The sequence below is a fragment of the Psychrobacter sp. M17(2026) genome, assembly GCF_055699815.1.
In genome coordinates, this window is record NZ_CM146741.1 from 681,918 (window position 1) to 707,495 (window position 25,578).

Below are 25,578 nucleotides of genomic sequence, written 5' to 3' on the forward strand. Positions count from 1 at the left end.
AACGTATATCATATAAGGTTATAGAACATTAACCCTAACCGCTGGCCCGGTAAAAGTCTATAGACAGTTACACCCTTTTTAACAAAGCTTGTAGCTAGCTTTTATATATTATTAGCGCTATATTATATTAAATTTTTGGTTAGCGATTAATGGGTTTATGATAGATAATTTACACTCTATAGATGAAAAATCTAATGCTCATACTGGCTCTGAGGTTGTAGATCCATTTGACCACAACCATCTTTGGCATCCCTATTCAACCCTGCCGCCAGCTTATCCGAATGTCATTATCGACCGCTGCAATGGCGTTTATCTTTATACTAAATCTGGCGAGCAGCTCATAGATGGCATGTCGTCGTGGTGGGCTTGTGTTCATGGATATAATCATCCCAAATTAAATCATGCTATTCATGAGCAATTAGCTAAGATGTCTCATGTTATGTTTGGCGGTCTTACGCACCAACCCGCCATAGATTTAGGTAAAAAACTGCTCTCCATTGTACCTCAAGGTCTGGATGCTATTTTTTATGCAGACAGCGGTAGTATCTCCGTTGAGGTCGCATTAAAGATGGCAATGCAATACCAATTAGCTAAAAACAAACCTGAAAAAAACAAAATTGCCACGACCTACTCTGGATATTATGGGGACACTTGGCATGCTATGAGCATCTGCGATCCTGTCGGTGGCATGCACAGCATCTATGGTAGTCAATTACCCGTACAGTTATTCGCAGACAAGCCTGTTGAAGGCTTTGAGAGTGAGATGACAGGGAGTGAGAGCGATAAACTGACTCAATTCTTCGAAGAAAACCATAATGATATGGCCGCATTTATCATCGAGCCTATCGTGCAAGGTGCTGGCGGTATGCGTTTTTATAGTCCTCAGTATCTACAACTGATACGTGAGCTATGTAGTCAGTATGATGTGCTGATGATTGTGGATGAAATTGCCACTGGGTTTGGACGTACGGGCAAAATGTTTGCCTGTGAGCATGCCTTTATATCACCAGATATTATGACCGTTGGGAAAGCACTAACAGGCGGTTATATGACGTTTGCAGCGACGCTGTGCCAACGTTATGTAGCGGATATTATTGCCAATAGTCGTTATGCTGCCCTGATGCATGGTCCGACTTTTATGGGTAACCCGTTAGCTTGCTCAGTAGCTATTGCTTCACTAGATTTACTCATTGAGCATGACTATCCTGCTCGAGCTAGACAAATAAAGCACTATCTACAGTCGCATCTATCTGAAGTAGCAGACTGCTCTGAAGTAGCAGATGTTCGTACACTAGGTGCTATCGGTGTGATTGAACTAAAAGAAACCGTTGATATGCCTAAGTTTCAAAAACTTTTGCTCATCAATAAAATTTGGGTAAGACCCTTTGGTAAACTGATTTATATCATGCCACCGATCATCATGACTGAACCAGAAATAGCCAAACTATGTTGCCGATTAAAATTAGTGATTAAGCAGTACTTAGCTTTGGGTGCTGATTAATTTTACTTTATAAATGTGATATAAGACGGGTGCAGTCCTCTACGGTTAGCTTAGCGTTCATCACCATCCGAATGCGTGCGGCACCTACAGGTACGGTAGGTGGGCGGATTGGCAGCACATAAAATCCAGCATCTCGCAGCTCTTGCGCCTTATTTACAGCACTTGCATTATCCCCTGTTATAAAGGGAATGATAGGAGACTGATAGCACGCAGTTGAACCATCCTCTATAGCCCCTACCAATTGCAACGATAGCTGGGCAAGATGAGTACGTAAATGGTGCAGCGAAGGCATTTTTGCGAGTATAAACCTTGTCCAGCTATGAGTAATAGGAGGTAGTGCGGTGCTAAATATGAAGGAGCGCATTTGATTGATCAACCAGTGCCTAACCTTTTCATTACAAATGATATAAGCGCCCATCGAAGCAAACGCTTTGCCAAAGGTACCTACTAGATAGTCTATGGATTCTAATGTTTGGGTCTCCTCGCTCAAACCTAGTCCGTTTCGACCTAAAACGCCAACCGCATGTGCCTCATCGACATACAATTCAATGCGAGGATCACACGCTTTTAGCTCGACTAATGCCTTTAAGTCTGCTCGATCGCCGTCCATGCTAAAGATGCTCTCGGTGACAATGATAATGCGTTCAATAGAAGTATCCGCGCTCTCAATGATAGACGCTAAATGCTCTAAGTCATTATGGCGATATCTCTGTTTAGCACACTGCTTATTACTGATCAGACGTATCCCGTCAATGATACTGGCATGAATGAGCTCGTCAGATAAAATGAGAGTGTGAAGGGGCAGCTTAGCGAGGGCAGGTAAAATTCCAATATTGGCATGATAGCCGCTATTCATGACTAATACAGATTTTGTCGAGGTTTGTCGTTGCTGTGGCGATAAGGCAAGTTGGTACCACTGTAGTAATTCTTCTTCAAGCAGTTGCAACTGTTCATGATTACCGGTTAGCAAACGAGAGGAGGTAGATCCCATGCTCGGTAACAGTGAGTCAGGTAGCGCTTGCAGTTGATCTAAAAACTGTGTTTGCAGACGGGTGTCACTACCTAAACCTAAGTAATCATTACTCGAGATATTCAGTAATGAGTTATCATTAGATATGATCCACTGGTCTCTATGCTTAATAATAGGAAGCTTTCGATATTGATCCTTAGCATTTAGCTCATCTAAGTGATGAGCAACGCTTGATAATGTGGGTTGTGTCATAAAAGTAGTCCTGAAATACTAAAATAAATTGGAAAAACAGCGCTAGAGTCTGTTTAATGTTTGATCAAAATACTATTGGTGACTATTTTTTAGACGATATGAAGCTAGAACACTAAGGGTAGTTATTCTAATTGTATATGCTTCTCAATGAAATGGCACTAGGGAATGAATTCTTCCTCTGTCCAATAATAAAGAGTGAGTAGAATTTTGCCAAAACTATATGTTTTAAATTGAGGAACAGTAAGTATGACAGTACTATTTATAAGTGGTATTGATACAGATATAGGTAAAACAATAGCGACAGGACAGTTAGCAAAAGCTCTGTATCAACAGGGATGTAAGGTAATTACGCAAAAACTGGTACAGACAGGATGTCACGATATTGCAGAAGATCTGATTGTTCATAGAAAGATGATGGGAATGCCGTTGCAAAGGGCAGATAAGGATGGGACAACTTGCCTTTATGTCTTTAGCAAGCCTGCTTCGCCGCATTTATCATCAGCTTTAGAGCACACTGTAATTGACCCTGAGCTTATTACTACTGCAACGAATAAGCTCTTGAACGATTATGATATTGTGCTTTTAGAAGGTGCTGGCGGGCTTATGGTACCGATTACTCCTTCATTGTTAAGCTTAGATTATATTGCCGAACAGGGTTATCCTATTGTTTTAGTCACCTCTGGTAGACTCGGCAGTATTAATCATACCTTGCTGAGCATTGAGGCAATAGAGAGTCGCTCGTTGAGCCTGCACGCGGTGATATATAATCAATGGCAGCCTGGTAATTCTGACAATGACGACTCATCTTATAAGAAAGATGATGAGATCGTCGATAGTACCAGACAATATCTATATCAGTATCTGCAAGCTAAACACCCGCAAGCCTATTGGGTTGATTTGCCTGATAGCTCATCTGATCAGCACGTTCAAGCTGCCAATAGTGATATTCGTTTTTCACTGGCAAACTATGTAAAAGTATTTGAATAGAGCGCGGTAAAACTACACTCTTACATGGAGCGCTATGTAGAGTGTTAAGCTTGAATTTTAAAAAATGGAGCAAAATATGCAATACCTTTTACAGATGGACTTTCCCTATACTGGCCCTTTCGGTGACGATTTTTACAAGCAAATGAAAGATCTAGCTGAAGACATCGTTACCGAGAAAGGTTTGGTTTATAAGCTATGGACTGAAAACCAAGAGACTCAAGAGGCAGGTGGTATTTATGTTTTTGATAATTTGGATGACGCTAATAGATATCTGGCTAAGCATACAGAGCGTTTAGAATCATTTGGCTTTACTGATATTCGTGCCAAGACTTTTATTATTAATGAAGAGTTGAGCGCTATTACTAAAGCGTCTGTTTAACGTTTAGCTGACAATAATTAATAATAGAAAAGCCAGCTCTTGGATTAGGGGCTGGCTTTTCGTTTCGGTTCAAGCGACTAATCGTTCAACAAACTCATCTCTATGAGACCAAGGTATACCAACAACGTTATAATTATCTAAAGATTGTTGAATAGTTGGAGATATCTTATTATCAATGTCATTCATGATTGCATACAGTTTAGAGTTTTCTGGTCTAGTTTCCTTTGTATCTGACCAGCTAAACAACAAATGCTCTATATTACTTTTATTAGGAATATTAACAGTTTGCAGCAACCGTTCTGGATGCTCCCTGTGTTTGGCAATAACAAAGTCAAATCTAAAGTCGAAACCTGACTTACCTTTGAATCCAATAGAAGGAACATATCGAATATCATTGACTTCTAGCCAATTTTCTACATCTTCATAGAACAAACTAGCTATATTAGAGGTAGCCAAGGCGAACATATCGTTCACTGCTAACATAGCTTGTATTAGATTATTTTTTTTAACAGCAAAGTTTTCAGTATTACCTTTTACCATTAGCTCATTGTTATTAGAAAGCGTAATACCAAGACCATTTAATATTTCATTCAATATTTTACGGCGTTTTGGTGAGTCTAGTTGAACGCCTGAAGCTTCCAAGTCGTCAAGAATATAACCGCCATCGGTAAATACGATATCACTATCATCGCTTTTCACATAGAACTGTAAACAATCATTATGCCTATCTAAATGTGGAGTAGTAACCTCTACCCAACCATTCCTAACTTCTCTAAAGCAAGTCTTATCTCTAAGCCACTTGATATAATTATCAAAATGACCTTCTATTGAGTCAATAGTCAGGAGCGATGTGTTCATATTAAAAACCAATTACTGGTTGATTAAATGGATTCTGAGATATATTACAGAATTTGCAGAACTCTTCTAAGAAATCCCATAAATTTGTACAATTATCAAAGTCCTTAGGTAATGTATACGCCCATTTGTCACCATATCCTTCTTTATAAATATGAATATGAGGGCAAGGTATTTCTTCATCATCAGGGTTTCTATGTGGTGGACCCTCGATGTCCAGTCTAACTAGAATTATACTTTTTCTAGCTCTTGTTTGATAGGTGATTTTCTTTATTTCATAACGAGAAGGTATAACATTAAAATGAAACTCTTCTCTTCCATCTAAGCTTTTAAGTTTGACAAGTTTTTTTGTATGATCAAAATCTAACCCTCCTTCTATTTCATGAGGCACCTTAATCATAGCTAATAAGGTTCTAGCTTCTTTTTGAGTTAGCTCCATTCTAAATTTCTACCTCGAAAGTTATTTGATATTAGTCTTATATTTTTCTATAAGTATACGACTTTAATTTAAAATTAGAACATTGTCTATGAATTAAGCTTTGAGTAACTTGTACGGACCAAAAAAAAGCCAGCCATTAATTAAAATGACTGACTCTCTTAATACTGCTATGTTTGGTTGGAATGGCAGGATTTGAACCTGCGACCCCTATATCTTTCACAACTTATAAATAGTTCTGAAGCGTCGACAGTTTAGTTATCTCATTCTACAGCTTTTATAATTTTAGTTTTGATAACACTCTACCTTAAATTTAATAAAGTCTGCGGTGATTGAGTCGCGACTTTAAGTAGAGTAGCTGCTGAGCCTGAAGGTTGACGTTTACCTTGTTCCCAAGCTTGCAATGTGCGAATAGAGACCTGCATAATATCGGCAAACTCTCTTTGAGATAGTCCTGTCTTATGACGAGCTTCGATTGCTTCGTTTACCGTCACCGTATGAGTTCTACTAATTTCTCCAGCATTCATTTGCTGAACACTGGCTAACAATAGATCTCCAAGCTCATCACCTGTAAATTTGTGAGTAGTTATATCAATATTATCTAAATCATTAGTATTCATTTGGTAAGCTCCTGCTTAATCTGACGGAGTTTATGACTAGGTATAGTATCCAAATTTGATTTGGCATAAATAAGTAATAAAGTAATTAAACCGTCTTCTAATTGATTAAAATATATAATTCTAACGCTACCGCTTTTACCTTTACCTGCTTGCTTCCAACGTATTTTACGACAGCCACCGCTACTTTGAATAACATCACCTGCGTCTGCGTGACTAGCAATAAAAGCGTTCAGCTCTCCTTGCTCCTCTAACGATAATAGACTATCTACCATCTTAGTGTAGATAGGTGTTTCTCTTAGAGTATACATTCTGTTATCTCTTAGTCTTTATACTACATTGTAGCATAAAGACTATTTTCTTTGTTTTAATATAAAAAATAACGTTTGTTTAAAAGGTAGGCTAGTTAAATCTAGTCTTTATAACCAAAAAAAAGCCAGCCATTAATTAAAATGACTGACTCTTTTAATATTGCTATGTTTGGTCGGAACGGCAGGATTTGAACCTGCGACCCCTACACCCCCAGTGTAGTGCGCTACCAGACTGCGCTACGCCCCGAATGACTGACTATTTTACGCAAATTTACTTATATTGCAAGGGTTAATTGTTTTGTAGATTAACCGCTAAATTTACATATCATAATCAGCTTATTCTATTGATCGAAGCTGCTTAATCCAACAACACTTTTAAAATCTCATTGACTTGCTGTGGATTAGCGCTACCACGACTGGCTTTCATCACTTGACCGACGAGACCGTTAAAGGCTTTTTGCTTACCACCGCGATACTCATCGACCATTGCTTGGTTATTAGCAATAACTTCCTCAACGATAGCTTTGATTGCGCCCGTATCGGTTTCTTGTTTTAGACCTTTAGACTCAATGATTTGATCAGCGGCATCATCGCTATCGCCACCTTCGCGCGCGTATAACGCACTAAAGACAGTCTTAGCCATTTTACCAGAGAGCGTATCATCAAAAATACGTTTGAGCATATTAGCCAATTGTTTAGCGCTGATAGGTGAGTCAGTGATCTCTTTATCGTCTTTATTCAATGCACCAAGTAGCTCACCCATCACCCAGTTCGCTGCGATCTTGGCATGCGACTGTCCTGTTTCCTCAACTACCGCTTCATAATAATCGGCTAGTTGACGACTACCCGTTAAGATACGCGCATCATATTCAGACAGATCAAGGTCATGCTCTAAGCGTGCTCGACGAGCCACAGGTAGCTCTGGCATAGCAGCTTTGATCTCATCGACCGTATGCTGCTCAATACGCACGGGCAACAGATCAGGATCAGGGAAGTAGCGATAGTCGTTAGCGTCTTCTTTAGTGCGCATAACCCGAGTTTGATCTTTTTCAGGATCATAAAGCATCGTCGCTTGTATGACTTTACCGCCGTCCTCTAAGATATCAATTTGACGCTCGATTTCGCGATGGATAGCGCGTTCGATATTCCTAAATGAGTTTAGGTTTTTCAGCTCAGTACGCGTGCCAAGATCGCCGCCAGGCCTACGTATCGAGACGTTACAGTCACAGCGGAACGAGCCTTCAGCCATAATGGCATCAGAGATGCCGAGCCAAGTGACCAGCTGATGGATGGCTTTTATATAAGCGAGTGCCTCGGCTGCGGAGCGCATATCAGGCTCAGAGACAATCTCAATCAGTGGCGTGCCAGCACGGTTCAGATCGACACCTGTCATACCGTCGACCGCATCATGTACTGATTTGCCTGCATCTTCTTCTAAATGCGCTCGCGTGATACCCATGCGTTTAGGGTATTCATTTTTATCCCCTTCATTGACCACCACATCGATATGTCCGCGACCGACAATAGGATTGGCCATTTGGGTGATCTGATAGCCTTTTGGCAAATCAGGATAAAAGTAGTTCTTACGGTCAAAAGTATTGAATAGCCCCAACTCCGCATTGATACCGATACCGAATTTTAGCGCACGATCGACGACGCCTGCATTCAATACTGGAAGCACGCCAGGTAAGCCCAAATCGACAATACTGGCTTGAGTATTGGCTTCATGACCAAAATCAGTTGGGGCACTTGAGAATATCTTACTGTCAGTATTTAGCTGACAGTGAATTTCAATACCAATAACTACTTCATAGCCATCGACGAGCAATTCTTCGCGAACGGCAAACTCTGTCATTTCCATCATAAAATCCCATCATAAAATTTAAATAGATCTTAAAACTGCATTTATTACTTATTATTAACTTATCTAAAGTGTTCTAACTAATACGGCTAGCGAAGTAGGCTTAGTATCAATCCGTTTGTTAAGGATTAATTCATTAAGCACCCTTTAATGATGATTCAACATCTGCGTATAAGTGTCCGCAAAAATCTCACTATTTCCGCCACTTTGATAAAAGGCAGGAATAACATAACTCACTAAGATTCTAAACTTACCTTGACGGTACAAACTGCTTATTAAAGGTTCCGCTTGCTCAGCATCTTCAAATCCATAGGGTGTGATCGTTTTTTCAAACCTTTGATAAAAGGTTGTAAAAAAACTTGGCTTATCTTCGAAGTGTTCGTCAAAAAATACTTCTAGCTCTTTGAGCTTTGTCTTTAAAGTCAGAGCTTGATTATCATCTAAGCCGTAATCTTGTTTTAACATGTCGATAAAAGTCATCTTATATCCCCAGTAAAGTTAAAAGCGAAGTTGAAAATTTGCACACTCTAAAGTTTTAGGCCGATGCAGTAGTTCATTCAACTATCATACTGTCTTAAACGCCCTGTTTTGCGATAAGCGAATGCTGCAAGTGGTGATCGGTATGCTGCTGGAATAGATGCGCTGTGGTCAGCAGTTTACTTTCCTCCCAATGTTTACCGATAAGCTGCAAGCCTACTGGCAAACCCTCAGAGGTCAAACCTACAGGCTGACTCAGTGCTGGCAAGCCTGCTAAATTGACGCCAATAGTATAGACATCACCTAAATACATTGTTGCTGGATCAAGGTTGTCACTAAGCTTATAGGCAGCGGTCGGTGCGGTTGGGCTGGCGATAACATCACAATTGGTAAAGGCTTTTTCGAAGTCTGCCACGATCATACGGCGCACCTTCAATGCTTTGGTATAGTAAGCATCGAAGTAGCCTGCCGATAGCGCATAAGTGCCTGTCAAGATACGGCGCTGCACCTCAGGACCGAAGCCTTCTGAGCGTGAGCGCGTATATAAGTCAGTTAAATCCTTCGGGTTCGCGCAGCGATAGCCAAAGCGCACTCCATCGAAACGAGATAGGTTTGAGGATGCCTCAGCAGGCGCTAACATATAATAAGTGGCAAGCGTAACGTCAGGGTTGGTAATGTTGACTTCTACGATAGTCGCGCCAAGCTCCTCGTATTGTTTTAAGGCCGCTCGCACTATTTGTTCGACCTCTTTATCGAGTCCTTCGGTGAAATATTCCTTGGCCACCCCAATACGCAGTCCTGCGAAAGGTTTGTCGCTAGCATTAGCCTCAGCGTCCTTAATATCTTGCACGTAGTCTGGAACGTCATGTATCACCGAGGTAGCATCACGCGGATCGTAGCTAACCATCGGCTGCAAAAGGTACGCGCAGTCTATGGCATCGCGGCCCATAGCGCCTGCTTGATCGAGGCTTGAGGCATAAGCGATCATACCAAAGCGCGAGACACGTCCATAAGTTGGTTTGATACCCGTAAGACCACAAAACGAGGCTGGCTGACGAATAGAGCCACCCGTATCACTACCTGTCGCCACTGGCACAAAACCTGCTGCTACTGCTGCGGCGCTACCACCTGATGAGCCACCAGGCACATGCTTAAGATTCCAAGGATTCTGTACTTTGCCATAATAAGAGCTGCTATTGTCTGAGCCCATTGCAAACTCATCCATATTGAGCTTGCCTAAATTAATCATGCCTGCTTCGCGTATATTGGCAACGATGGTGGCATCATAAGGCGAGATAAAGTTATAGAGCATTTTTGAGCCGCAAGTGGTCAGCACACCTTGGGTACAAAAGATATCTTTATGTGCCATTGGCACGCCAAGTAGCGGACGCTCATCACCTTGAGCACGCTTGCTATCTGCCGCTTGTGCTTGCGCACGCGCAGTATCGAAGGTGGTAGTAATAAAGCTATTAATCTTGCTATCTAGGCTTTCTATCCGCTTGATATAATGCTCGGTTAAATCTGCGCTACTGAATTTTTTTTCTGCTAAGCCCGCTACAAGCTGCTCAGTGGTTAATAGATGCATCTCAGACATAAGAGGTCGTCCGTTAGTAAAGGGAACTAAAAAAGGGGTGAGATAAATATCAGGTGGTGTTCTAAAAAGTATGCTAGCGATAAAAGTCAATAAGAAGTCTATTCTAAGTTCTTTTATTCTATAGGGCTTTCAAGGCTTCACAAATTGTTCAAATTTTAATCAGCATACTTTTTGACACACCACCAAATATCACTATTTAAAGACTTATTGGTTTTATTCGATAACTTGAGGCACTAAATATAAACCATCCTCGACTGCAGGCGCCATAGACTGATTGAGCTTGCGATCGATATCGTGATTGGCAATATCTTTACGCAGATCTTGACAGACCTCGTGAATGTTAGATAAAGCCGTAACGCCTGTAGTATCCACGCTACCCAAGGTTTTCATCAGGCCCAAGACTTTACTAATATCTTCGGCATAACTACTAGCGGTGTCTTTATCCACACCTAAACGGGCCAAAGTGGCGATATCTAAAATCTCTTCACGACTCACATGGTCATGATCAATAGAGGTTTTATCAGGGGTTTGAGAGGACATGATTTCTCCAATTCTTATCTAAGGCGTGTTATCAATTAAAATATTAATATTTTTATGAGTTAAAAATGGCTATATTTGCGCCACTCTTCGTATATTTATAGACAATATGTTCATAGTCTCTGCAAAATTTATCTTGATTAGCAAAAATCTATCTCACTTTTACCCTCATAACCTAATTGATGACACGCCCTAGTAAAATATATTAAAAACGTCAGTAAGTTTAGACGCTAAAACCAAATAGGTGTTTCTAGACTAAGTAATAAAGCTTATCACTCATAACGGTTATTATTTGCTTATAAATTCCAAGCGTGAGCTGTTAGATATACTACAGTAGTTATAAGGCTAGTCTTGTCTATTGTTTTTGCGCTGACTTATTATAAAGCATCTTAGCGAAGTTTACAGAATATAAGATGTCAACTATTGCTGGTTTATATAATAAAACAATGAAAATTTGAGGGTTTTTGATTGCTTATCAAGCGCTTAGCTGTTATTTACAAGTCAAATAAGATAAAGTAAGCCACGATATGTTTTGGAAGACTCATTTATACGTCGCTATTTATGCTAGCTTATGAATATTATGTATAATGATGTTAATATATACATCTAGTAGTCTGTAACAAATTCTAGCATTTTAAACAGCATTCATTGCAGTAGTCGTGCAAATAGCTGTGTTTTTTCCAAGCTAAATCGGTATAATTTGTCCCACCTTAATAGTGTTGTTTCGGCTTTACTTGTTGTGTTGGTAAGCTTTCGTTACCATAGGCGGCTAATGCTAGCCTATTTATTGCCAATAAGTACGTCTTAGCTCTCTCATTCGCCTCATTTGCCTTATTTTGTAAAGCGCTGGATATACTAGTCATGAACCCTTTTGGATTTTTATCAAATAACATTGCCATCGATCTTGGTACTGCAAATACTTTAATTTTTATTCCTGGTAAAGGGGTGGTGCTCGATGAGCCTACCGTTGTTGCTCTGCGTAGTAACCGTACCCAAAACCCAACCGTAGCCGCAGTCGGCATTGATGCCAAGCAGATGCTAGGTCGTACGCCCTCCAATATCACCGCTATTCGTCCTTTAAAGGATGGCGTTATTGCTGACTTTGAAGTCACCCAAAAAATGCTTAAGCATTTTATTGCTAAAGTAAAAGCCAAGCGTTTTATGGCACAACCAAACGTCGTGGTTTGCGTGCCTTGCAAATCAACCTTGGTTGAGCGCAAAGCCATTCGTGAGGCGGTATCGTCAGCAGGTGCGAGCAAAGTCATGTTGCTAGAAGAGCCTATGGCAGCGGCAATAGGGGCTGGCATGCCAGTACATGAAGCGAGCGGCTCTATGGTCGTCGATATCGGTGGCGGCACCACTGAAATTGCAGTTATCGCCTTGTCAGGCTGTGTTTATGCTGAGTCGATTCGCATCGGTGGTGATATGTTTGATGAAGCCATCATCACTCACGTACGCCGTACTCATGGTTGTGTCATTGGCGAGACTACCGCTGAGCGGATCAAAACAGAGGTTGGCACAGCGCTTAACGAAAGTGAACAACTAGAAGTAGAGGTTCGTGGTCGTAGTATGGCAGAGGGCGTCCCTAAGACTTTTACTGTCAATTCAGAAGAAGTGCAAAAAGCGCTGAGCGATCCATTGAGCGGTATTGTCAGCGCAGTAAAAGCGGCACTTGAGCAGACGCCACCAGAGCTATCATCAGATATCGCTGAGCGTGGTATCGTGCTAACAGGTGGCGGAGCCTTGCTACGTGATTTAGATAAGTTGATTTCAAGAGAAACAGGCCTGCCTGTCTCTGTGGCAGAAGACCCATTAACGTGTGTCAGTCGTGGTGGTGGTATGGCGCTCGATTTTATTAATAATAAAAGTCTAAATATGATTTTTGTATAAGTTTTAGATATTTAAATCAAGATGATAAAATTTAAGGCAGTCGTCAAGACTGCTTTTTTTATATTAGAGTCTGTTTGATCATTCGATAATGGTGCTTACTTGTAAGTGTTCAACAGACTCTAGCATCGTCAAGCATAGGTAAAGTTAGATAATTTATGATCCCAAGTATTTTTGTACGCCAGCCTTTATCATTACGTATCACTGCTATTGTATTAATAGCAGCGCTCATACTTATGTGGTTTGATAGCAAAAATCCTGAATGGTTTAAGCCTATGCGCAATCTTAGTCATTCGGCAATGCAGCCTATCTACGAGTTGTCACTATTACCAAGTTATGCAGGGCACTGGGTAAGTGGTAGCGCTCAGTCAAAAGAGTCACTACGCCGCGAAAACGTCCAGCTCAAATCCCAATTAATTCATGCTCAAGCCAAACTGCAACAGCAGGACTATATCTTAGCGCAAAATGCGCGGCTGCAAGGCGTATTGTCAACGACTAGGCCTGAACAGTTCGATCTAAATTTAGCGCAAGTGATCGGCACCGATACCAATCCACTCAAACAAATCGTCGTGCTCAATAAGGGTAAGCAAGATGGAGTACAAGTCGGGCAGACCGTCATTGATGAAGATGGTGTATTGGGTCAGATTATCAATGTTTATCCGAATACCAGCCGGTTACTGTTAATCACCGATGAGCAGCAGTCAGTCGCCGTGACCGTTAAGCGTACTGGTCAGCGCGGTATTGTAACGGGTGAGGGTATTCCGTCCTCATTGCGACTAAACTATGTTTTTAAAACCTCAGATGTGCGCGTTGGTGATGAGCTAGTATCATCAGGCCTAGGTGGTCGGATTCCTGCAGGCTTTAGAGTAGGGCGCGTTGCACTCATTAAGGATACCCAAGCGGATAATTTTAGAAGTATTAACGTTACCCCAGCGGCTAATTTTGTTGACAATGCTTATGTACTTATTTTGCAAGATAAAGCGACTGTTGCTGCTGATGTCGACCAGCCAAAATTTGCTACTGCACCAAATGCGCCTACAGCAAATACTGCTATAGATAGTAGTACTTTAAATTCGATGACAACACAGCCAAATCATCAGTCAACATCTCAGCTAAGCGCTCAAAACCTTGTAGCAGCCACTCATGATTCACTGTTGAGGTAGGCTGTCATGATATACCCAGAATCTGAGCACCCCACAGGTTTTTTACTATTAGCCATTATACTAAGTTTCGTGGTTGCCTCATCGCTTAATGTTTATCCTTTGAGTCCAACTATGGCGACTTTGCGACCGATGGTTATGATCATGGTGTTGATTTTTTGGTTGATGTTTCAGCCGCGCTATGTCGGGTTTTTCATTGCTTTTACTATTGGCCTTATCGCTGATTTATTGCTGGATACACGTTTAGGACAGCAAGCCTTTGCGGCGGTAGTTGTAGCACTAGTAGTCAAGACCAGTAGTATTTATATCAAGCAGCTTAACACTGCCAGCGCTTGGTTTATAGCGACATTAGCGCTAATCGCTTTTCAGCTGAGTCTTTGGGTGTTGCAGCTCATTACGCAGAATGTCTTTGTTGTCCAGTCAGGTTTATCTATAGTGATGAGTATCTTAAGCTGGCCATTAATTTTATTAACGCTACGCAAATTTACTCGCTAAATCAACAGAGCCCAATAGACTTACGAGAGCCATCATGGATATTATCTTAGCTTCAGGCTCACCGCGTCGCCGTGAGCTACTGACGAGTGCACAGCTTGACTTTCAAGTAATTATTGTGGATATCGACGAGAGGGTCTTAACGAATGAGTCGCCGCAAGACTATATCCAACGTATGGTTGCAACCAAAGCTGATGCCGCGATTAAGCAGTTAGAGCTTAACGATCCACAGCATCAGTCTGAATTATATATGTCATCCGATAGCTTTGTTATGTTGACCGCTGATACTATAGGCGTCTTACCAGATGGTATAACCGTATTGGTCAAGCCTGAAGATCGGGCGCATGCGTATGATATGTGGCAGCAAATGTCTGATGATACCCATCAGGTATGGACAGCGGTACAAGCGACGTTAGTCATGAGGAATAATGAGTCGTTAGTAGCGACATGGCAACAACAAATTATAGAGCGTACGGCGGTTAGTTTTATTCCACTAACGCCTGCAATGATGAGTGATTACTGGGACAGTGGCGAGCCTGCGGATAAGGCAGGTGCTTACGCTATTCAGGGCTTAGCCGCCGCTTGGGTCACTCATATCAATGGCAGCTATACCAATGTCGTCGGCCTGCCATTAGCACAAACTTTGGCGCTTATAGATAAAGCATCTACAGAGTATAATCATTTAGGTGTCAGTCATTTAAATGCTATTGACATGAGTGTCAGTCACTAGCTTCCGCTGTTTCCTTTTTATTTTATAACCTTCGCCGCTCTTAAAACCGTATTGAGACACATAATGATACGGCTATACGGTGGGCGAGCCTGAGCGCGTTTGTTACACTATCAGCTACAAAATCATCTATGAGCATAATAAAAGAAGAGGCCCTATGTCTGAAGAGCTACTAATTAATGTCAGTCCTATGGAATCCCGAGTAGCTGTGCTGGATAACGGAGTCTTAGGTGAGATCTATATCGAGCGCCATCATAAGCTTGGCTTAGTAGGCAATATTTATCTAGGGACAGTGGTACGAGTGCTACCAGGTATGCAAGCTGCGTTTGTCGATATTGGACAATCACGCACGGCTTTTTTACATGTGAATGATATGCAGCGAGAGCCACGCCCGCAAGCTAGTATCGGGCCCTCAGTAGTTCAGATGGATGATAAGACTGCTGATAAAAACGACACTATCGATAACCTTAATAGTATCGGCAAAATAAACAATAATACTAATGGTGCGCCAAGCACTAGTGAGAAAAGTGCCGCTGTCATATCCGCTGATAATATCAATGCAACACCACCTGTTGTACTGCCAAAAAGTACAGTTACCATAGCTAGCAAAAGCCTTATTCAAAATCGCTTGCATGAGTCTCAGCGCGTGTTAGTACAAGTCACCAAAGATCAGCTAGGGAGTAAAGGCGCGCGTTTAACCACTAACATCTCTTTGCCCTCGCGGTATCTTGTTTACTTGCCATCGAGTGATCATATTGGTATCTCACAGCGTATCGATAGTATTGATGAGCGCACTCGTCTCAAGACTGAGCTGACTAGTTTGATGCAAACCGTCAACCTAAAAGGCGGATTGATTGCGCGTACGGCAGCTGAGCGCGTCCCTGTTGATAAGCTTGAAGAAGATATCTACTATCTTTTGCAACTATGGCGCACTATCTGTGCGCGTCGCCAAGAGATTACTCATCATCAAAGCTCTGAGCTTATTTATCAAGAGCTATCGCTACCACTGCGCTCTATTCGTGATTTAGTGCATAGTGACACCGAAAAAGTTATTATCGACAATGCACAAATCTATGAGCAAGTACTCCGTTTTGCCAAAGAGTTTGTGCCTTTTATCGAAGAGCGTATTGTCCATTATACCGCTGAACCTGCACTCTTTGATGTGCACCGCGTTGAGGAAGATCTGCGTGATGCTCTCAAACGCCGTGTTGATCTAAAGTCTGGCGGTTATCTGATTATTGATCAAACTGAGGCAATGACCACTATTGATGTCAATACAGGCTCTTATGTTGGTGGTCGCTCGTTAGAAGACACCGTATATAAGACCAATCTTGAGGCCACCCATGCGATAGCCAGTCAGCTGCGCCTGCGCAATTTAGGTGGTATTATCATTCTTGATTTTATTGATATGCTTGAGCAAGAGCATAAAGATGATGTACTTACTAGCTTGCGAGAGCAACTGGTTCGTGATTATGCTAAGACCAATATCACCCAAGTCAGTGAGCTAGGTCTAGTTGAAATGACTCGTAAGCGTACGCGTGAGTCACTAGGCCAACAGTTATGTGAGCCATGCGTGACTTGTCAAGGTCGCGGTTTTATAAAAACCGCTGAAACGGTCTGCTTTGAAATATTTCGTGAGATGATGCGCTGCGCTCGTACTTATAACTCACCGAAGAAGTTTACCGTTGTCGCTCACGCTGCAGTTATTGATTTATTACTGACCTCAGAGGCGGACACGGTTGCTGACTTAGAGTATCTACTTGGGCGAGTGATCACTTTTGAAGTGGAGAATCTATATACTCAGGAACAATATGATATTGTTTTGGATTAGAGATTGTCCTTGCAATGAGCTACAAGGTGTGTATAATATACACCACTGAATTATATAAGCGCCGCCAAGTAAACCGCTGGCGCTATAACAGCTAGAGCATCGTTTCTAGCACTATTTCATTATGCCTTTGCTGATTTCCATATTAATAGGAGATTCGGCGGGGCTTTAAACTATTTTACTTTTGATGGCAGCGGGTTTTGATAAAAGACAAGCGATCATTGCAAGTGAATATTTAATTAAACGGCTTTTTATCATTACCTTGTATTGCGTCGCATTGCAAGAATGACAAAAACACATATTAGGAGCTTGCTGGCATGGCTAACCAGAGAATCCGTATCCGTCTTAAGTCTTTTGATCATCGTTTGATTGATCAATCAGCACAAGAGATTGTTGATACTGCAAAACGTACCGGTGCGCAAGTTTGTGGTCCTGTACCGTTGCCGACTCGTATTGAGCGCTTCGACGTTCTAACCTCGCCACACGTCAACAAAGATGCTCGTGATCAGTACGAAATCCGTACTCACAAGCGTATGGTTGATATCGTTCAGCCTACTGACAAAACTGTGGACGCGCTAATGAAGTTAGATTTAGCAGCAGGCGTTGACGTTCAAATTGCTTTGGGTTAATGCAACATATCCAAACCATTAATAGAAGATATAAAGAGGTTTAAAATGGCGATTGGTTTAGTCGGTAAAAAATGCGGCATGACCCGTGTCTTCACTGAGGCAGGCGCATCTATCCCTGTTACAGTAGTAGAAGTTGACGCAAACCGCATTACTCAAGTAAAAAACACGGATACAGATGGTTATCAAGCCATCCAGATCACTACTGGTACTCGTCGTGATAGCCGCGTAACTGCTGCTCAAAAAGGTCACTTTGCCAAAGCTGGCGTAAAAGCTGGTCGTGGTGTTTGGGAGTTTCGTGCTAATGAGAGTGATCTTGAAGGCCGCGAGATTGGTGGCGAGATACTAGCTGACTTGTTCGAACAAGGTCAGATGGTTGATGTCACAGGAACGAGTAAAGGTAAAGGTTTTCAAGGTCCTGTAAAACGTCACAACTTTAGTATGCAAGATGCGACTCATGGTAACTCAGTATCTCATCGTGCACATGGTTCAACTGGTCAAAACCAGTCACCAGGTAAAGTATTCAAAGGCAAAAAGATGGCGGGTCAGATGGGTAACAAGCGTGTTACTGTTCAAGGCCTAGAAGTGATTTCAGTTGATGCTGAAAAAGGGTTACTTGTCATCAAAGGTGCTATCCCAGGTGCCACCGGTGGCGATGTTATCGTACGTCCGTCAGTCAAAGCCTAAGCAAGGGGATTAACGTGGATTTAAAAACAGTTACAGGTGCGGCGGTTGAGCTTTCTGATACGGCTTTTGGTCGTGAATTCAACGAAGCATTAGTGCATCAAGTCGTCACCGCTTATTTAGCTGGTGCTCGTCAAGGTACACGCGCACAAAAAACCCGTGCCGAAGTTTCTGGCGGTGGCATTAAGCCATGGCGTCAAAAAGGTACTGGTCGTGCTCGTGCAGGCTCTATTCGTAGTCCAATCTGGCGTGGCGGTGGTCGTACATTCGCGGCAAAACCACAAGATTGGTCACAAAAAGTTAACCGTAAAATGTACCGTGGTGCTATGCAGTGCATCTTAGCCGAATTGATTCGCCAAGAGCGTTTGATTCTGGTTGAAGATATGACTATGTCTGCACCTAAGACCAAAGATCTTATCGCTAAATTGAATGATTTAAATGCACCACGTGCTTTGATCATTACTAAAGAAGTCGATGAGAACTTGTACTTAGCGGCTCGCAACATTCCAAATGTCAATGTACTCGGTACAAGTGAAGTGGATCCAGTGAGTTTGATTGCTTTTGACAAAGTAATCATGTCAGTTGAAGCGGCGAAACAATTTGAGGAAGCACTAGCATGAATAACGCAAGACTTTATCAGATCCTAAGAGGACCTGTCTTCTCAGAGAAATCTCAAATGCTTGGCGATTCACTTGGTGTACAAGTATTCAAAATTGATTCTAAAGCGACTAAGCTTGAAGTCAAAAAAGCAGTTGAGTTGATGTTTGAAGGTGTTGAAGTTACTAAAGTAAACACTTTGAATGTTAAAGGTAAGACAAAGCGTTTTGGTAAAACTATCGGCCGTCGTAATGACTATAAAAAAGCCTATGTTACCTTAAAAGCTGGTCAAGATGTACAAATGGCTGATGCTGGTGAGGAAGTAGCTAATACTGCTCCTGCTAGTGAAACAGCGAACAACGAATAAGGATTACACTCATGCCTATCGTAAAAGCAAAGCCAACATCACCAGGCCGTCGTTTTGTTGAAAAAGTTGTGCATCCACACCTTTACAAAGGTCGTCCGTTTGCAGCACTTCTAGAATCAAAAAGTAAGTCAGGTGGTCGTAACAATAATGGCCGCATCACGTCGCGTCATATTGGTGGCGGTCATAAACAGCATTATCGTATTATTGACTTTAAACGTACTAAAGATAATATTCCAGCGATTGTAGAACGTATCGAATATGATCCTAACCGTACCGCTCATATTGCATTACTTAAATATGCTGATGGCGAACGTCGTTATATCATTGCTGCTAAAAAGCAAGCCGTTGGTGATACTGTACTATCAGGTGAAATGTCACCTATTCGTCCAGGTAACTGTTTACCGCTCAAAAACATCCCTTTGGGTACTGTGATCCATAATATCGAACTTAAAATCGGTAAAGGCGCACAGATGGCTCGAGCAGCGGGTGCAAGCGTACAGTTACTAGGTCGTGATGGTATCTATGCAATCCTACGTATGCGTTCAGGCGAAACTCGCCGTGTGCATATCAATTGCCGCGCCGTTATTGGTGAAGTCTCTAATACTGAAAACAACTTGAAATCACTTGGTAAAGCTGGTGCGTCACGTTGGAGAGGTATTCGTCCTTCCGTTCGTGGTGTCGCAATGAACCCAGTTGATCACCCACATGGTGGTGGTGAAGGTCGTAACAAAGGTCGCCATCCTACTAGCCCTTGGGGTCAGAAGTCTAAAGGACTGAAAACGCGTCACAATAAGCGTACTGACAATATGATCATCCGTCGCGCCAAGAAGAAGAAATAAGGAAGAATTTCATGCCTCGTTCATTGAAAAAAGGTCCATTCATTGATGCGCATTTGTTTGCTAAAGTTGAGACTGCTATTGAAGCCAACTCACGCAAACCGATCAAAACTTGGTCGCGCCGCTCGATGATTCTGCCACAAATGGTTGGCCTAACTTTATCTGTTCATAATGGCCGTACTCACGTACCGGTTATCATTAGTGAGCAGATGGTTGGTCATAAACTAGGTGAATTTGCTCCGACCCGTACCTATCGCGGTCACGGCATTGACAAGAAAGCTAAGAGATAAGGTGCTTACCATGGAAGTAACTGCAAAATTACGCGGTGCCGCCATCTCGGCACAAAAAGTTAGACTCGTTGCTGATGAAGTTCGTGGCAAATCTATTGAGCGTGCTTTGGATATCTTAACGTATAGCAATAAAAAAGGCGCTGTGTTTGTTAAGAAATGCCTTAACTCAGCTATCGCCAATGCCGAACATAACAACGGTTTAGATATTGATACGTTAAAAGTATCGACTATCTACGTTGATGAAGGCATTACGCTAAAACGTATCCTACCACGTGCTAAAGGTCGCGCTGATCGTATCAGCAAACGTACCTGTCACATCACTATAAAGGTAGGAGAATAAGTTATGGGTCAAAAAGTACATCCAATCGGAATTCGTCTTGGTGTTGTAAAAAAGCATAACGCAAACTGGTATGCTAGCCCTAAACAATACTCAGAATACCTCATTAACGACATCCAAGTTCGTGAGTATCTCCGCAAAAAACTAGACAACGCTATGGTCAGCGGTATTATGATCGAGCGTCCTACTGGTGCTGCTAAGATTACCATTTCCACTGCGCGTCCTGGTATTGTTATCGGTAAAAAAGGCGAAGATATTGAAAGACTTCAAAAAGAATTGACCAAAATTATGGGCGTACCTGCTCAGGTCAACATTGAAGAAATCACCTCACCTGATCTTGATGCTCGTTTAGTAGCAGAAGGTATCGCAAGCCAGCTTGAGCGTCGTGTTATGTTTCGCCGTGCTATGAAGCGCGCCGTGCAGAACAGTATGCGTTCTGGTGCTAAAGGTATTAAAGTTGAGCTGTCTGGCCGTCTTGGCGGTGCTGAAATTGCTCGTACTGAATGGTATCGTGAAGGTCGTGTACCTTTACATACGCTCCGCGCTGATATTGACTATGCGTCAATTCGTGCAGAGACTACTTACGGCACTATCGGTGTAAAAGTTTGGATCTTCCGTGGCGAAATCCTTGACGGTATGAACAGTGTTTATAATCCCGTTAAAGAAGAGCCTCGCGCGCCAAAACGCCGTGGTCGTGGTGGAAACGGAAATCGTCGAAACTCAGACAGAGGGTAAACTATGTTACAGCCAAAACGTACCAAGTTTCGTAAAATGCATAAAGGTCGTAACACTGGGCTTGCTCATCGTGGAAGCACCGTTGCATTCGGACAAATTGGTCTAAAATCTTTGACTCGTGGTCGTATGACTGCCCGTCAAATTGAAGCAGCACGTCGTACCATTACTCGTAAGATCAAACGTGGTGGTAAAATTTGGATTCGTGTATTCCCAGACAAACCTATTACCAATAAACCATTAGAAGTACGTATGGGTAAAGGTAAAGGTCCTGTAGAATATTGGGTATGCGAAGTCAAACCTGGTAAAGTGCTATATGAAATCGAAGGGGTTTCAGAAGAACTTGCTCGCGAAGCGTTAACGCTTGCTGCAGCAAAACTGCCCTTTAAAACTACCATTGTTAAGCGGACGATAATGTAATGAAGATCAGTGAATTACGTGATAAATCATTAGAAGAACTGACTCAGTTACTTGATGAAAAGCAACTTGATGCTTTCCGTATTCGTATGGCTAAAGCAACGGGTCAGTTGGGGAATACCCATGAAGTTCGTGGTAATCGTCGTACGATCGCCCAGCTTCAGACTTTGATTAACGAGAAACAACGAGGCGACTCATGAGCGATAACAATCAAGCAACTAACGCAAGCTTATTGACCGGTCGAGTTGTGAGCGACAAGATGGATAAGTCCATCACAGTTTTGATTGAGCGTCTGGTTCGTCATCCTTTGTATGGCAAGCAGCTTCGTCGTTCAACCAAAATCAAAGCTCATGATGAGAACAACGTTTGCCAACAAGGCGACCTTGTCCGTATCAAAGAGACGCGTCCAATTTCGAAAACTAAAGCTTGGACTTTAGTGGAAGTGATTGAGAAAGTAGAAAAAATCTAAGTAAATTGCAATAAAGACTAGAAGCTGTTAAAATAGCCGCCTTTTTAGGGATGCCGTATGTGCTTTGTGCACATCATTAGCACTAGAGAAGTTGGTTATTGATATTAAAATGCCGACGACTCATACTGAGCTTGCGGCAGCAACTGGTTTTTATTGCTCATACCTGTGGAGTAACGCTATGATTCAGGTTGAATCTATGCTGGAAGTTGCAGATAATAGCGGTGCAAGACGAGTTCAGTGCATTAAAGTACTGGGTGGTTCTCATCGTCGTTATGCATCAGTCGGCGATATCATCAAAGTAACGGTAAAAGAAGCCATTCCTCGCGGTCGTGTCAAAAAAGGCGATGTGATGAATGCGGTAGTTGTACGTACCAAAAAAGGCGTTCGTCGCCCTGATGGTTCGGTTATTCGTTTTGACGACAATGCTGCGGTATTGTTGAACCAAAACAAAGCACCGATTGCAACTCGTATTTTTGGACCGGTAACTCGTGAACTACGTGGTGATCAGTTTATGAAAATTGTATCCCTAGCACCAGAAGTATTGTGAGGTAACCCATGGCTAAATTACGTAAAGGCGATACAGTTATCGTGATTGCTGGTAAAGACAAAGGCAAGCAAGGTACTGTTCAAGCTGTTAAAAATGACCGTATTAAAGTTGAAGGCATTAACATTGTCACTAAACATCAGAAGCCAAATCAGGCGACTGGCGTTGAAGGCGGCATCTTAAAGCAAGAAGCTTTTTTACATATCTCAAATGTCGCAATTTTAAATGCGCAAACCCAAAAAGCAGACCGTATTACTTACCAAAAGAATGATGATGGCGTTAAACAACGCGTTTATCGTTCGAATGGTGAAGTTGTGGCGACTGCGTAAGACACTAAGGGTGTAATGGTAATGGCAAGATTAAAAGCTTTATATAACGATGAACTAAAGCAAAAGATTAAAGAAGAACTTGCTTTAGATAATGTGATGCAAGTGCCGAAAATCACTAAAATCACTTTAAACATGGGTGTAGGCGGCGCGTCTCAAGACAAGAAATTGCTTGAAGGTGCAGTAGCTGATATGACCGCGATTGCTGGTCAAAAACCTGTAGTCACCAAAGCGCGTAAATCAATTGCAGGCTTTAAGATTCGTGAAGAATGGCCAATCGGTTGTAAAGTAACGCTACGCGGTGAGCAAATGTACGAATTTTTAGATCGTCTCATTGCCGTTGCTATTCCTCGTGTTCGTGACTTTCGTGGTTTTTCACCTAAAGCCTTTGATGGACGTGGTAACTATTCACTGGGTATCAAAGAGCAAATCGTATTCCCGGAAGTAGACTTTGACAAGATTGATCGTATCCGTGGTATGGATGTGACTATCACAACGTCAGCTACTACTGATGACGAAGGTCGTGCGCTACTTAAAGCATTCGGCTTCCCATTTAAATAAGGTAAAGACGTTATGGCAAAGAAGAGCATGATTAACCGCGAATTAAAGCGCGAAAAAATGGTTGCTAAGTACGCTGATAAGCGCCTTAAGCTAAAAGCGACTATCAACGATATCAATGCAACTGACGAAGAGCGTATGGATGCGATGCTAGAGCTACAAGCCCTACCACGTAACTCATCGCCTGTACGTCTGCGCAATCGTTGTGCTATCACAGGTCGTCCTCATGGTTATTTCCGCAAGTTTGGCTTATCACGCAATATGTTGCGTGAGCGTGTCATGCAAGGTGATGTACCTGGTGTTCGTAAAGCAAGCTGGTAAGGAGTAATTACATGAGTATGCAAGATACTGTTGGGGATATGCTAACCCGTATTCGTAACGCCCAAATGGCTAATAAAGTTTCAGTAGCTATGCCAAGCTCTAAGCTACGTAAATCTATCGCTGACCTATTGGTTAGTGAAGGTTATGTTGCTAGTGCTGAAGTTAAAGCTGAAGATAACAACAAAGCAACGCTAACTATCGAATTAAAATACTTCGAAGGCAAAGCCGTTATCGAAACTATCCAACGTTACAGCCGTCCTGGTTTACGCCAGCATCGCGGTAAAGACGCTATCCCTACTGTAAAACAAGGTATGGGTGTTGCTATCGTATCAACTAGCCAAGGTATCATGAGCGATCGTGCTGCACGCGCTGCTGGTATCGGTGGTGAAATCGTCGCATTTGTAGCGTAAGCTGCAATTCATTATTAATAATTAGTAATGGCACGATGAAGTCTATTTGATTTCTATAGATCAGGCTTATAAGCTTTAAGTTAATTTTTTTAAATTAAACGTTATGAGCCTGATACCTATCAATATTATAAAAATTTCATCTAATGGATAGTTTTATAATATTGACAGGTGCTTAATAGAGTCGTTTATGATAAACTAGCACGCTTTTTAGCCTGTTAGTTTTTTCGCTATTATCATAGTTTTAGTTTTGATGATGGTTTGCTAACAGAAGATTTTAATTTTTTAAGGAATACTCCTATGTCTCGTGTGGCTAAAGCCCCGGTAACACTGCCTAGCGGCGTAAGTGTTACTTTGAACGATCGGCAGGTCGAAGTGAAAGGCAAGAACGGTACTTTGTCTTTACGCCTGCACGAATTGGTCGAGCTGAAACAGGAAGATGATGCTATCATTCTCTCACCTACAGTCGATTCAAAAGAAGCTATGATGCATACTGGCACCGTCCGCGCTTTGCTTAACAACCATGTTAAGGGCGTAACTGAAGGCTTTGAGAAACGTCTTCAATTGATTGGTGTTGGTTATCGTGCACAAGCTACTGGCGATAAAGTAACCTTGAACGTCGGTTACTCACATCCAGTAGAATACACGTTACCTGAAAGTGTGTCAGCTGAAACCCCAACGCAAACTGAAATCGTTTTGAAATCAAACGATAAACAGCAGCTTGGACAAGCTGCGGCTAATATCCGTGGTTTCCGCCCACCAGAGCCTTATAAAGGCAAAGGTATTCGTTATAGTGACGAGCATGTGATTCGCAAAGAAGCCAAGAAAAAATAAGGTGAGTTGAAATGTTTGATAAAAAAGCAGCTCGTCTACGTCGAGCAAAGAAAACCCGCGCGCATATCCGTGTTTTAGGTGCACATCGCCTTACGGTTAATCGTACGCCAAAGCATATCTATGCCCAGATTATCTCTCCGAACGGTGGTGAAGTGATTGCACAGGCATCTACCTTAGACGGCAGTCTGCGTTCAGGCGCAACTGGTAACACTGATGCAGCGACGTCTGTAGGCCAATTAATCGCAGAGCGCGCAAAGGCAGCTGGCATTACTAAAGTTGCTTTTGACCGTAGTGGTTTTAAATATCATGGTCGAGTAAAAGCTTTAGCTGAAGCTGCTCGCGAAAACGGATTGGAGTTTTAA

34 protein-coding genes, 1 tRNA gene and 1 pseudogene are annotated in these 25,578 nt (G+C 42.1%); 26 read left to right on the forward strand and 10 right to left on the reverse strand.

What is annotated here, in order from left to right:
• The first annotated feature begins 157 nt into the window (after positions 1–157).
• Positions 158–1,501: an adenosylmethionine--8-amino-7-oxononanoate transaminase gene (gene bioA / locus ACR63T_RS02875; protein WP_472784724.1), complete on the forward strand. Its 1,344-nt coding sequence runs from the start codon at positions 158–160 to the stop codon at positions 1,499–1,501.
• A gap of 7 nt (positions 1,502–1,508) precedes the next feature.
• On the opposite strand, the gene ACR63T_RS02880 is transcribed toward bioA, so the two are convergent.
• Positions 1,509–2,723, reverse strand: a complete 1,215-nt coding sequence (locus tag ACR63T_RS02880) for an 8-amino-7-oxononanoate synthase (RefSeq protein ID WP_472784725.1) — start codon at positions 2,721–2,723, stop codon at positions 1,509–1,511.
• A gap of 246 nt (positions 2,724–2,969) precedes the next feature.
• On the opposite strand from ACR63T_RS02880, the gene bioD reads away from it, so the two are divergent.
• Positions 2,970–3,710, forward strand: coding sequence for a dethiobiotin synthase (gene bioD, locus ACR63T_RS02885; RefSeq protein ID WP_472784726.1), 741 nt, complete (start codon positions 2,970–2,972; stop codon positions 3,708–3,710).
• Positions 3,711–3,786: 76 nt separating this feature from the next.
• A complete protein-coding gene (locus tag ACR63T_RS02890; protein ID WP_472784727.1) occupies positions 3,787–4,089 on the forward strand; it encodes a monooxygenase in 303 nt (100 codons plus the stop codon).
• Between the two features lie 69 nt (positions 4,090–4,158).
• Here ACR63T_RS02890 and ACR63T_RS02895 read toward each other — a convergent pair whose 3' ends face one another.
• From ACR63T_RS02895 to gatC, 9 genes are all read right to left on the reverse strand, one after another.
• Positions 4,159–4,947, reverse strand: coding sequence for a DUF1829 domain-containing protein (locus ACR63T_RS02895; protein WP_472784728.1), 789 nt, complete (start codon positions 4,945–4,947; stop codon positions 4,159–4,161).
• A 1-nt stretch (position 4,948) separates the two neighbouring features.
• On the reverse strand, positions 4,949–5,383 hold the full coding sequence (locus ACR63T_RS02900) for a DUF6978 family protein (RefSeq protein WP_472784729.1): 435 nt from the start codon (positions 5,381–5,383) through the stop codon (positions 4,949–4,951).
• 299 nt (positions 5,384–5,682) lie between these two features.
• Positions 5,683–6,000 carry a helix-turn-helix domain-containing protein gene (locus ACR63T_RS02905; RefSeq protein ID WP_472784730.1) on the reverse strand — a complete coding sequence of 106 codons (318 nt, stop codon included), beginning with the start codon at positions 5,998–6,000 and terminating at the stop codon, positions 5,683–5,685.
• Positions 5,997–6,308 carry a transcriptional regulator gene (locus ACR63T_RS02910; RefSeq protein WP_472784731.1) on the reverse strand — a complete coding sequence of 104 codons (312 nt, stop codon included), beginning with the start codon at positions 6,306–6,308 and terminating at the stop codon, positions 5,997–5,999. The genes ACR63T_RS02905 and ACR63T_RS02910 overlap by 4 nt, the downstream gene beginning before the upstream one ends.
• Before the next feature lie 170 nt (positions 6,309–6,478).
• Positions 6,479–6,555 (reverse strand) — tRNA-Pro (locus ACR63T_RS02915).
• Between the two features lie 111 nt (positions 6,556–6,666).
• Entirely contained in the window at positions 6,667–8,172 is a 1,506-nt protein-coding gene (gatB, locus tag ACR63T_RS02920; protein WP_472784732.1) for an Asp-tRNA(Asn)/Glu-tRNA(Gln) amidotransferase subunit GatB, read from the reverse strand.
• Between the two features lie 144 nt (positions 8,173–8,316).
• Positions 8,317–8,649 (reverse strand): hypothetical protein, encoded by a 333-nt coding sequence (locus ACR63T_RS02925; protein WP_472784733.1) that lies wholly within the window; start codon positions 8,647–8,649, stop codon positions 8,317–8,319.
• 94 nt (positions 8,650–8,743) lie between these two features.
• Positions 8,744–10,240, reverse strand: a complete 1,497-nt coding sequence (gatA, locus tag ACR63T_RS02930; RefSeq protein WP_472784734.1) for an Asp-tRNA(Asn)/Glu-tRNA(Gln) amidotransferase subunit GatA — start codon at positions 10,238–10,240, stop codon at positions 8,744–8,746.
• 213 nt (positions 10,241–10,453) lie between these two features.
• Entirely contained in the window at positions 10,454–10,780 is a 327-nt protein-coding gene (gene gatC, locus ACR63T_RS02935) for an Asp-tRNA(Asn)/Glu-tRNA(Gln) amidotransferase subunit GatC (RefSeq protein ID WP_472784735.1), read from the reverse strand.
• An 849-nt stretch (positions 10,781–11,629) separates the two neighbouring features.
• Here gatC and ACR63T_RS02940 point away from each other — a divergent pair.
• From ACR63T_RS02940 to rplR, 23 genes and pseudogenes are all read left to right on the forward strand, one after another.
• Complete coding sequence (locus ACR63T_RS02940; RefSeq protein WP_472785220.1) at positions 11,630–12,667, forward strand: rod shape-determining protein; 1,038 nt, start codon at positions 11,630–11,632, stop codon at positions 12,665–12,667.
• A gap of 155 nt (positions 12,668–12,822) precedes the next feature.
• A pseudogene (gene mreC / locus ACR63T_RS02945) lies at positions 12,823–13,644 on the forward strand (rod shape-determining protein MreC); the annotation flags it as partial.
• 189 nt (positions 13,645–13,833) lie between these two features.
• On the forward strand, positions 13,834–14,319 hold the full coding sequence (gene mreD, locus ACR63T_RS02950) for a rod shape-determining protein MreD (RefSeq protein ID WP_472784736.1): 486 nt from the start codon (positions 13,834–13,836) through the stop codon (positions 14,317–14,319).
• A gap of 34 nt (positions 14,320–14,353) precedes the next feature.
• Positions 14,354–15,046, forward strand: coding sequence for a Maf family protein (locus ACR63T_RS02955; RefSeq protein ID WP_472784737.1), 693 nt, complete (start codon positions 14,354–14,356; stop codon positions 15,044–15,046).
• A gap of 154 nt (positions 15,047–15,200) precedes the next feature.
• Positions 15,201–16,874 carry an Rne/Rng family ribonuclease gene (locus tag ACR63T_RS02960; protein ID WP_472784738.1) on the forward strand — a complete coding sequence of 558 codons (1,674 nt, stop codon included), beginning with the start codon at positions 15,201–15,203 and terminating at the stop codon, positions 16,872–16,874.
• A gap of 314 nt (positions 16,875–17,188) precedes the next feature.
• Positions 17,189–17,500 (forward strand): 30S ribosomal protein S10, encoded by a 312-nt coding sequence (gene rpsJ, locus ACR63T_RS02965; protein WP_025644420.1) that lies wholly within the window; start codon positions 17,189–17,191, stop codon positions 17,498–17,500.
• A gap of 45 nt (positions 17,501–17,545) precedes the next feature.
• Complete coding sequence (rplC, locus tag ACR63T_RS02970; RefSeq protein ID WP_201572020.1) at positions 17,546–18,184, forward strand: 50S ribosomal protein L3; 639 nt, start codon at positions 17,546–17,548, stop codon at positions 18,182–18,184.
• Positions 18,185–18,198: 14 nt separating this feature from the next.
• Positions 18,199–18,801 carry a 50S ribosomal protein L4 gene (rplD, locus tag ACR63T_RS02975; RefSeq protein ID WP_305899659.1) on the forward strand — a complete coding sequence of 201 codons (603 nt, stop codon included), beginning with the start codon at positions 18,199–18,201 and terminating at the stop codon, positions 18,799–18,801.
• Positions 18,798–19,145 carry a 50S ribosomal protein L23 gene (gene rplW, locus ACR63T_RS02980; protein ID WP_305899660.1) on the forward strand — a complete coding sequence of 116 codons (348 nt, stop codon included), beginning with the start codon at positions 18,798–18,800 and terminating at the stop codon, positions 19,143–19,145. Before rplD ends, rplW begins: the two co-directional genes overlap by 4 nt.
• Positions 19,146–19,156: 11 nt before the next feature.
• Positions 19,157–19,984 carry a 50S ribosomal protein L2 gene (gene rplB, locus ACR63T_RS02985; RefSeq protein WP_201572026.1) on the forward strand — a complete coding sequence of 276 codons (828 nt, stop codon included), beginning with the start codon at positions 19,157–19,159 and terminating at the stop codon, positions 19,982–19,984.
• Positions 19,985–19,995: 11 nt separating this feature from the next.
• Entirely contained in the window at positions 19,996–20,271 is a 276-nt protein-coding gene (gene rpsS, locus ACR63T_RS02990) for a 30S ribosomal protein S19 (protein WP_201572028.1), read from the forward strand.
• Positions 20,272–20,281: 10 nt separating this feature from the next.
• On the forward strand, positions 20,282–20,611 hold the full coding sequence (rplV, locus tag ACR63T_RS02995; RefSeq protein WP_045446615.1) for a 50S ribosomal protein L22: 330 nt from the start codon (positions 20,282–20,284) through the stop codon (positions 20,609–20,611).
• A gap of 3 nt (positions 20,612–20,614) precedes the next feature.
• Positions 20,615–21,343, forward strand: coding sequence for a 30S ribosomal protein S3 (gene rpsC, locus ACR63T_RS03000; RefSeq protein ID WP_201572030.1), 729 nt, complete (start codon positions 20,615–20,617; stop codon positions 21,341–21,343).
• 3 nt (positions 21,344–21,346) lie between these two features.
• Positions 21,347–21,760: a 50S ribosomal protein L16 gene (gene rplP, locus ACR63T_RS03005; RefSeq protein ID WP_192523468.1), complete on the forward strand. Its 414-nt coding sequence runs from the start codon at positions 21,347–21,349 to the stop codon at positions 21,758–21,760.
• On the forward strand, positions 21,760–21,957 hold the full coding sequence (gene rpmC / locus ACR63T_RS03010; protein ID WP_110923946.1) for a 50S ribosomal protein L29: 198 nt from the start codon (positions 21,760–21,762) through the stop codon (positions 21,955–21,957). Before rplP ends, rpmC begins: the two co-directional genes overlap by 1 nt.
• Positions 21,954–22,226 (forward strand): 30S ribosomal protein S17, encoded by a 273-nt coding sequence (rpsQ, locus tag ACR63T_RS03015; protein ID WP_305899661.1) that lies wholly within the window; start codon positions 21,954–21,956, stop codon positions 22,224–22,226. Before rpmC ends, rpsQ begins: the two co-directional genes overlap by 4 nt.
• 178 nt (positions 22,227–22,404) lie before the next feature.
• Entirely contained in the window at positions 22,405–22,773 is a 369-nt protein-coding gene (gene rplN, locus ACR63T_RS03020) for a 50S ribosomal protein L14 (RefSeq protein ID WP_201572055.1), read from the forward strand.
• A gap of 8 nt (positions 22,774–22,781) precedes the next feature.
• The gene (gene rplX / locus ACR63T_RS03025) at positions 22,782–23,099 is read left to right on the forward strand and encodes a 50S ribosomal protein L24 (protein ID WP_305899662.1); all 318 of its coding nucleotides are present in this window, start codon (positions 22,782–22,784) and stop codon (positions 23,097–23,099) included.
• Between the two features lie 21 nt (positions 23,100–23,120).
• The gene (gene rplE, locus ACR63T_RS03030; protein ID WP_305899663.1) at positions 23,121–23,657 is read left to right on the forward strand and encodes a 50S ribosomal protein L5; all 537 of its coding nucleotides are present in this window, start codon (positions 23,121–23,123) and stop codon (positions 23,655–23,657) included.
• A 12-nt stretch (positions 23,658–23,669) separates the two neighbouring features.
• Positions 23,670–23,975 (forward strand): 30S ribosomal protein S14, encoded by a 306-nt coding sequence (rpsN, locus tag ACR63T_RS03035; protein ID WP_305899664.1) that lies wholly within the window; start codon positions 23,670–23,672, stop codon positions 23,973–23,975.
• An 11-nt stretch (positions 23,976–23,986) separates the two neighbouring features.
• On the forward strand, positions 23,987–24,385 hold the full coding sequence (gene rpsH, locus ACR63T_RS03040; protein ID WP_305899665.1) for a 30S ribosomal protein S8: 399 nt from the start codon (positions 23,987–23,989) through the stop codon (positions 24,383–24,385).
• A gap of 297 nt (positions 24,386–24,682) precedes the next feature.
• Positions 24,683–25,216 carry a 50S ribosomal protein L6 gene (rplF, locus tag ACR63T_RS03045; protein ID WP_305899666.1) on the forward strand — a complete coding sequence of 178 codons (534 nt, stop codon included), beginning with the start codon at positions 24,683–24,685 and terminating at the stop codon, positions 25,214–25,216.
• 11 nt (positions 25,217–25,227) lie between these two features.
• Positions 25,228–25,578 carry a 50S ribosomal protein L18 gene (gene rplR / locus ACR63T_RS03050; protein ID WP_087040761.1) on the forward strand — a complete coding sequence of 117 codons (351 nt, stop codon included), beginning with the start codon at positions 25,228–25,230 and terminating at the stop codon, positions 25,576–25,578.

Excerpts from the sequence above, each read along its gene's own strand:
- gatA (WP_472784734.1), bottom strand. The coding sequence starts at position 10,240 with ATGTCTGAGATGCATCTATTAACCACTGAGCAGCTTGTAGCGGGCTTA.
- rplV (WP_045446615.1), top strand. The coding sequence starts at position 20,282 with ATGGAAGTAACTGCAAAATTACGCGGTGCCGCCATCTCGGCACAAAAA.
- bioA (WP_472784724.1), top strand. The coding sequence starts at position 158 with ATGATAGATAATTTACACTCTATAGATGAAAAATCTAATGCTCATACT.
- rpsS (WP_201572028.1), top strand. The coding sequence starts at position 19,996 with ATGCCTCGTTCATTGAAAAAAGGTCCATTCATTGATGCGCATTTGTTT.
- bioD (WP_472784726.1), top strand. The coding sequence starts at position 2,970 with ATGACAGTACTATTTATAAGTGGTATTGATACAGATATAGGTAAAACA.
- rplB (WP_201572026.1), top strand. The coding sequence starts at position 19,157 with ATGCCTATCGTAAAAGCAAAGCCAACATCACCAGGCCGTCGTTTTGTT.
- gatB (WP_472784732.1), bottom strand. The coding sequence starts at position 8,172 with ATGATGGAAATGACAGAGTTTGCCGTTCGCGAAGAATTGCTCGTCGAT.
- ACR63T_RS02895 (WP_472784728.1), bottom strand. The coding sequence starts at position 4,947 with ATGAACACATCGCTCCTGACTATTGACTCAATAGAAGGTCATTTTGAT.
- ACR63T_RS02925 (WP_472784733.1), bottom strand. The coding sequence starts at position 8,649 with ATGACTTTTATCGACATGTTAAAACAAGATTACGGCTTAGATGATAAT.
- ACR63T_RS02900 (WP_472784729.1), bottom strand. The coding sequence starts at position 5,383 with ATGGAGCTAACTCAAAAAGAAGCTAGAACCTTATTAGCTATGATTAAG.
- rplC (WP_201572020.1), top strand. The coding sequence starts at position 17,546 with ATGGCGATTGGTTTAGTCGGTAAAAAATGCGGCATGACCCGTGTCTTC.
- rplX (WP_305899662.1), top strand. The coding sequence starts at position 22,782 with ATGGCTAAATTACGTAAAGGCGATACAGTTATCGTGATTGCTGGTAAA.
- rplP (WP_192523468.1), top strand. The coding sequence starts at position 21,347 with ATGTTACAGCCAAAACGTACCAAGTTTCGTAAAATGCATAAAGGTCGT.
- rplW (WP_305899660.1), top strand. The coding sequence starts at position 18,798 with ATGAATAACGCAAGACTTTATCAGATCCTAAGAGGACCTGTCTTCTCA.
- rpsN (WP_305899664.1), top strand. The coding sequence starts at position 23,670 with ATGGCAAAGAAGAGCATGATTAACCGCGAATTAAAGCGCGAAAAAATG.
- rpsH (WP_305899665.1), top strand. The coding sequence starts at position 23,987 with ATGAGTATGCAAGATACTGTTGGGGATATGCTAACCCGTATTCGTAAC.
- ACR63T_RS02905 (WP_472784730.1), bottom strand. The coding sequence starts at position 6,000 with ATGAATACTAATGATTTAGATAATATTGATATAACTACTCACAAATTT.
- rplR (WP_087040761.1), top strand. The coding sequence starts at position 25,228 with ATGTTTGATAAAAAAGCAGCTCGTCTACGTCGAGCAAAGAAAACCCGC.
- ACR63T_RS02960 (WP_472784738.1), top strand. The coding sequence starts at position 15,201 with ATGTCTGAAGAGCTACTAATTAATGTCAGTCCTATGGAATCCCGAGTA.
- ACR63T_RS02880 (WP_472784725.1), bottom strand. The coding sequence starts at position 2,723 with ATGACACAACCCACATTATCAAGCGTTGCTCATCACTTAGATGAGCTA.
- ACR63T_RS02890 (WP_472784727.1), top strand. The coding sequence starts at position 3,787 with ATGCAATACCTTTTACAGATGGACTTTCCCTATACTGGCCCTTTCGGT.
- rpsC (WP_201572030.1), top strand. The coding sequence starts at position 20,615 with ATGGGTCAAAAAGTACATCCAATCGGAATTCGTCTTGGTGTTGTAAAA.
- rpsQ (WP_305899661.1), top strand. The coding sequence starts at position 21,954 with ATGAGCGATAACAATCAAGCAACTAACGCAAGCTTATTGACCGGTCGA.
- ACR63T_RS02910 (WP_472784731.1), bottom strand. The coding sequence starts at position 6,308 with ATGTATACTCTAAGAGAAACACCTATCTACACTAAGATGGTAGATAGT.
- rpmC (WP_110923946.1), top strand. The coding sequence starts at position 21,760 with ATGAAGATCAGTGAATTACGTGATAAATCATTAGAAGAACTGACTCAG.
- rplF (WP_305899666.1), top strand. The coding sequence starts at position 24,683 with ATGTCTCGTGTGGCTAAAGCCCCGGTAACACTGCCTAGCGGCGTAAGT.
- gatC (WP_472784735.1), bottom strand. The coding sequence starts at position 10,780 with ATGTCCTCTCAAACCCCTGATAAAACCTCTATTGATCATGACCATGTG.
- mreD (WP_472784736.1), top strand. The coding sequence starts at position 13,834 with ATGATATACCCAGAATCTGAGCACCCCACAGGTTTTTTACTATTAGCC.
- rplN (WP_201572055.1), top strand. The coding sequence starts at position 22,405 with ATGATTCAGGTTGAATCTATGCTGGAAGTTGCAGATAATAGCGGTGCA.
- rpsJ (WP_025644420.1), top strand. The coding sequence starts at position 17,189 with ATGGCTAACCAGAGAATCCGTATCCGTCTTAAGTCTTTTGATCATCGT.
- rplE (WP_305899663.1), top strand. The coding sequence starts at position 23,121 with ATGGCAAGATTAAAAGCTTTATATAACGATGAACTAAAGCAAAAGATT.
- ACR63T_RS02955 (WP_472784737.1), top strand. The coding sequence starts at position 14,354 with ATGGATATTATCTTAGCTTCAGGCTCACCGCGTCGCCGTGAGCTACTG.